Source organism: Mycobacterium sp. 1165178.9, from assembly GCF_001673555.1.
Classification (GTDB): domain Bacteria; phylum Actinomycetota; class Actinomycetes; order Mycobacteriales; family Mycobacteriaceae; genus Mycobacterium.
In genome coordinates this window covers 1-3,433 of the sequence record NZ_LZMB01000227.1, presented here as the reverse complement: position 1 = coordinate 3,433, position 3,433 = coordinate 1, and the positions used below count along the sequence as shown (strand labels likewise).

The following is a 3,433-nucleotide window of genomic DNA, read 5'->3' as shown; positions in this document are numbered from 1 at the left end:
CATGATGGCGATCGAGATGCGTTCCTGCGGCAGGTTCTGCATGAGGTAGATGAATCCCATGCCCTCTTTGCCCAGCAGGTTTTCGGCCGGCACCTTGACGTCGGTGAACGACAGCTCGGCGGTGTCCTGGGCGTCGAGCCCGATCTTGTCCAAGTGGCGCCCGCGCTCGAAGCCCTCCATACCTCGCTCGACGGCGAGCAGCGAGAAACCCTGAGAGCCCATTTCCGGGTCGGTCTGCGCGACCACGAGCACCAGGTCGGAGTTGATTCCGTTGGTGATGAACGTTTTTGAACCGTTGAGGACGTAATGGTCGCCCTGCTTGACGGCACGGGTCTTGATGCCCTGCAGGTCGCTACCCGTTCCCGGCTCGGTCATCGCGATCGCCGTAATCAGTTCTCCGGTGCAGAATTTCGGCAGCCAGCGTTGCTTCTGTTCCTCGGTGGCCAGCGCCAACAGGTACGGCGCCACGATGTCGTTGTGCAGGCCGAAACCGATGCCGCTGTAGCGCCCGGCGGTGGTTTCCTCGGTGATGATCGCGTTGTACCGGAAGTCGGGGTTGCCCCCGCCGCCGTACTCTTCGGGCACCGCCATGCCGAGGAAGCCTTGCTTGCCGGCCTCGAGCCACACACCGCGGTCGACGATCTTCTCTTTCTCCCACTCGTCGTGATAGGGCGCGACGTGGCGCTCTAGAAAGCCCCGGTAGGACTCACGGAACAGGTCGTGCTCTGGCTCGAAAAGAGTGCGCTGGTATTTGATGGCGCTGCTCATGGAAGACCTCCGGCGACTGGGATGACTGCAGCCCAAGATATACCAACCGGACGGTTGGTAGGCGGCCGGCGGGGTCGCCTACCTTCGGCTCGAGGAGGTCGGATGGCCCTGCGCTGCAGGGATCCCCTAGGGCACGCTCAGTGCGCGGAGAACTCGCGCAGCCGGCCGGCCAGGGCCAGCGGAACCCGGGCCAGGATGCGGGTGCCCTCGGCGTTGTGCTCCTCCTGCTCGACGCGTCCATGTGCGTGCAGACGGGCCACCAGGTCGCCGCGGTGGTACGGGATCACCACGTCGACGGCGGTGTCGGCGGGAACGGCGAGTTCGGCGATCCGGCGGCGTAGGGCGTCGATGCCGTCGCCGGTGCGCGCGGACACGAACATGGCGCCGGGCAGGGCATGGCGAAGCTTGGCCAGCGTCAAATCACTCGCCGCGTCGACCTTGTTCACCACCACCAGCTCCTGCGGCGCGGCACCGTCGTGGTCGGTCCCGTAATCGGCGACGACTTCGGACACCACCTGGCGGACCGCGTTGATCTGCGCCAGCGGGTTGACGTCCGAGCCGTCGACGACGTGTACCAACAGGTCGGCGTCGACGACCTCTTCCAGCGTGGAGCGGAAGGCTTCGACCAGTTGGGTGGGCAGGTGCCGGACGAATCCGACGGTGTCGGTGAGCACGAACGGCCGGCCGTCATCGAACTCGGCGCGTCGGGTGGTGGGTTCCAGGGTGGCGAACAACGCGTCCTGGACCAGCACCCCGGCCCCGGTCAGCGCGTTGAGCAGGCTCGACTTGCCGGCATTGGTGTAGCCGACGATGGCGATCGCGGGCAGGTCGCTGTGCACCCGCCGGCTGCGCTGGGTGTCGCGGACCTGCTTCATGTCCTTGATCTCCCGGCGCAGCTTGGCCATGCGCTCGCGGATGCGACGCCGGTCGGTCTCAATCTTGGTTTCACCCGGGCCGCGCAGGCCCACGCCTCCCCCGCTGCCCCCGGCACGGCCACCAGCCTGCCGCGACATCGACTCGCCCCAGCCGCGCAGCCGCGGCAGCATGTATTCCATCTGGGCCAGCGAGACCTGCGCCTTGCCCTCCCGGCTGGTGGCGTGCTGGGCGAAAATGTCGAGGATCAACGCTGTGCGGTCGATGACCTTGACCTTGACCGCCTTTTCCAGTGCGGTCAGCTGCGCCGGGGACAGTTCACCGTCGCAGATGACGGTGTCGGCGCCGGTGGCCAGCACCACTTCGCGTAGTTCGGCGGCCTTGCCCGAACCGATGTACGTCGACGGGTCGGGCTTGTCACGGCGCTGGATCAACCCTTCGAGCACTTCGGAGCCAGCGGTTTCGGCCAGGGCGGCGAGCTCGGCCATGCTGGCCTCGCTGTCGGCGGCCGTGCCGTCCGTCCACACGCCCACCAGGACCACCCGCTCGAGCCGGAGCTGGCGGTATTCGACTTCGGAGACGTCGGTGAGTTCGGTCGACAGGCCGGCGACGCGCCGCAGCGCCGACCGATCTTCGAGGGCGAGTTCGCCCGTACTGGGCTCCGGGATGGCCGAAGCGTGATCGCGAAATTCAGGTTCTGTCATAGGCAATACAAGATGATGCACGCGAAAACGGTGTCGCGCACCTGATTTAACGCTGCTGTTCGCGCCACCATTCCTCGCTGAGTTCTCCTTGGGCTACCAGTACGGACGGTCCGCGCAGGAAGCTGGTGGCGTCGGTGATCGTGACGACGACCTCCCCCCCGGGCACCCGAACGGTGAGGGTGCCGGTGGCCGTACCGGCAGCCGTCAGCGCGGCGACCGCGGCCGCGACCGTTCCGGTGCCGCAGGAGCGCGTTTCGCCCACCCCCCGCTCGTGCACGCGCATCTGCACCACCCCATCGGCCGGTGCGGTGAGGATCTCGACATTCACCCCGTCCGGGAATTGGGCGGGATCGAAGCTCACCGGCGCGGCCACGTCCAGCGCCGCGAGCGCCTCGGCCGTCAGCTGCGGGTCCACGCAGGCCAGGTGCGGATTGCCCACATCGACCGCCAGGCCCGAGAACCGCCGGCCGCCCACGACCGCTTCGCCCGGGCCCAGCGTGTTGGCCTTGCCCATGTCGACGCTGACGTCGGCGGTGGTCGCATCGGCGCGATGCACCGCGACCGGCCGCGGGCCGGCCAGCGACCCGACCACGAATTCGTCACGGGACTCCATGCCGCTGGCGCGCAGGTAGTGTGCGAAAACCCGAACGCCGTTGCCGCACATCTGGGCGACGGACCCGTCGGCGTTGCGGTAGTCCATGTACCAGTCACCGGCGTCCACTCCGTCGGGCACCCGGTCGAGCACGCCGGCCGACAGCGCCGCACCGGCGGTGGTGACGCGCAGCACGCCGTCGGCCCCGAGCCCGCGGCGCCGGTCGCACAGCGCGGCGACCCGCGACTCGGTCAGGCTCAGCTCGGCCTGCGGGTCCGGCAGCACCACGAAGTCGTTCTGGGTGCCGTGGCCCTTGGCGAAATTCACCTGCTCAGGATACGTGGCGCCACGCCCGCACGGCGGCGTCGACGAGCGCGGCACCCTCCGCCGGGGCCGCCGCGCCCACATCGAGCCACTGCACGCGATGATCCCGGCGAAACCAGGACCGCTGGCGCCGGACGTAGCGTCGGGTGCCGAAGAAGGTCTGCTCGCGCGC

The 3,433-nt window shown here is 68.4% G+C and carries 3 protein-coding genes and 1 pseudogene; all 4 read right to left on the bottom strand.

Annotation, left to right across the window (positions count from 1 at the left end; genetic code table 11):
• The coding region (locus A5652_RS10425) for an acyl-CoA dehydrogenase family protein (RefSeq protein WP_082983851.1) at positions 1–768 on the bottom strand (768 nt) is incomplete at its 3' end.
• Positions 769–905: 137 nt separating this feature from the next.
• Positions 906–2,345: a GTPase HflX gene (gene hflX, locus A5652_RS10420; protein ID WP_067350220.1), complete on the bottom strand. Its 1,440-nt coding sequence runs from the start codon at positions 2,343–2,345 to the stop codon at positions 906–908.
• Positions 2,346–2,391: 46 nt separating this feature from the next.
• Entirely contained in the window at positions 2,392–3,264 is an 873-nt protein-coding gene (gene dapF, locus A5652_RS10415) for a diaminopimelate epimerase (protein ID WP_067350217.1), read from the bottom strand.
• 4 nt (positions 3,265–3,268) lie between these two features.
• A pseudogene (locus A5652_RS27505) lies at positions 3,269–3,433 on the bottom strand (tRNA (adenosine(37)-N6)-dimethylallyltransferase MiaA); the annotation flags it as partial.

Coding starts and splice junctions, on each gene's coding strand:
- hflX (WP_067350220.1), bottom strand. CDS start 2,345: ATGACAGAACCTGAATTTCGCGATCACGCTTCGGCCATCCCGGAGCCC.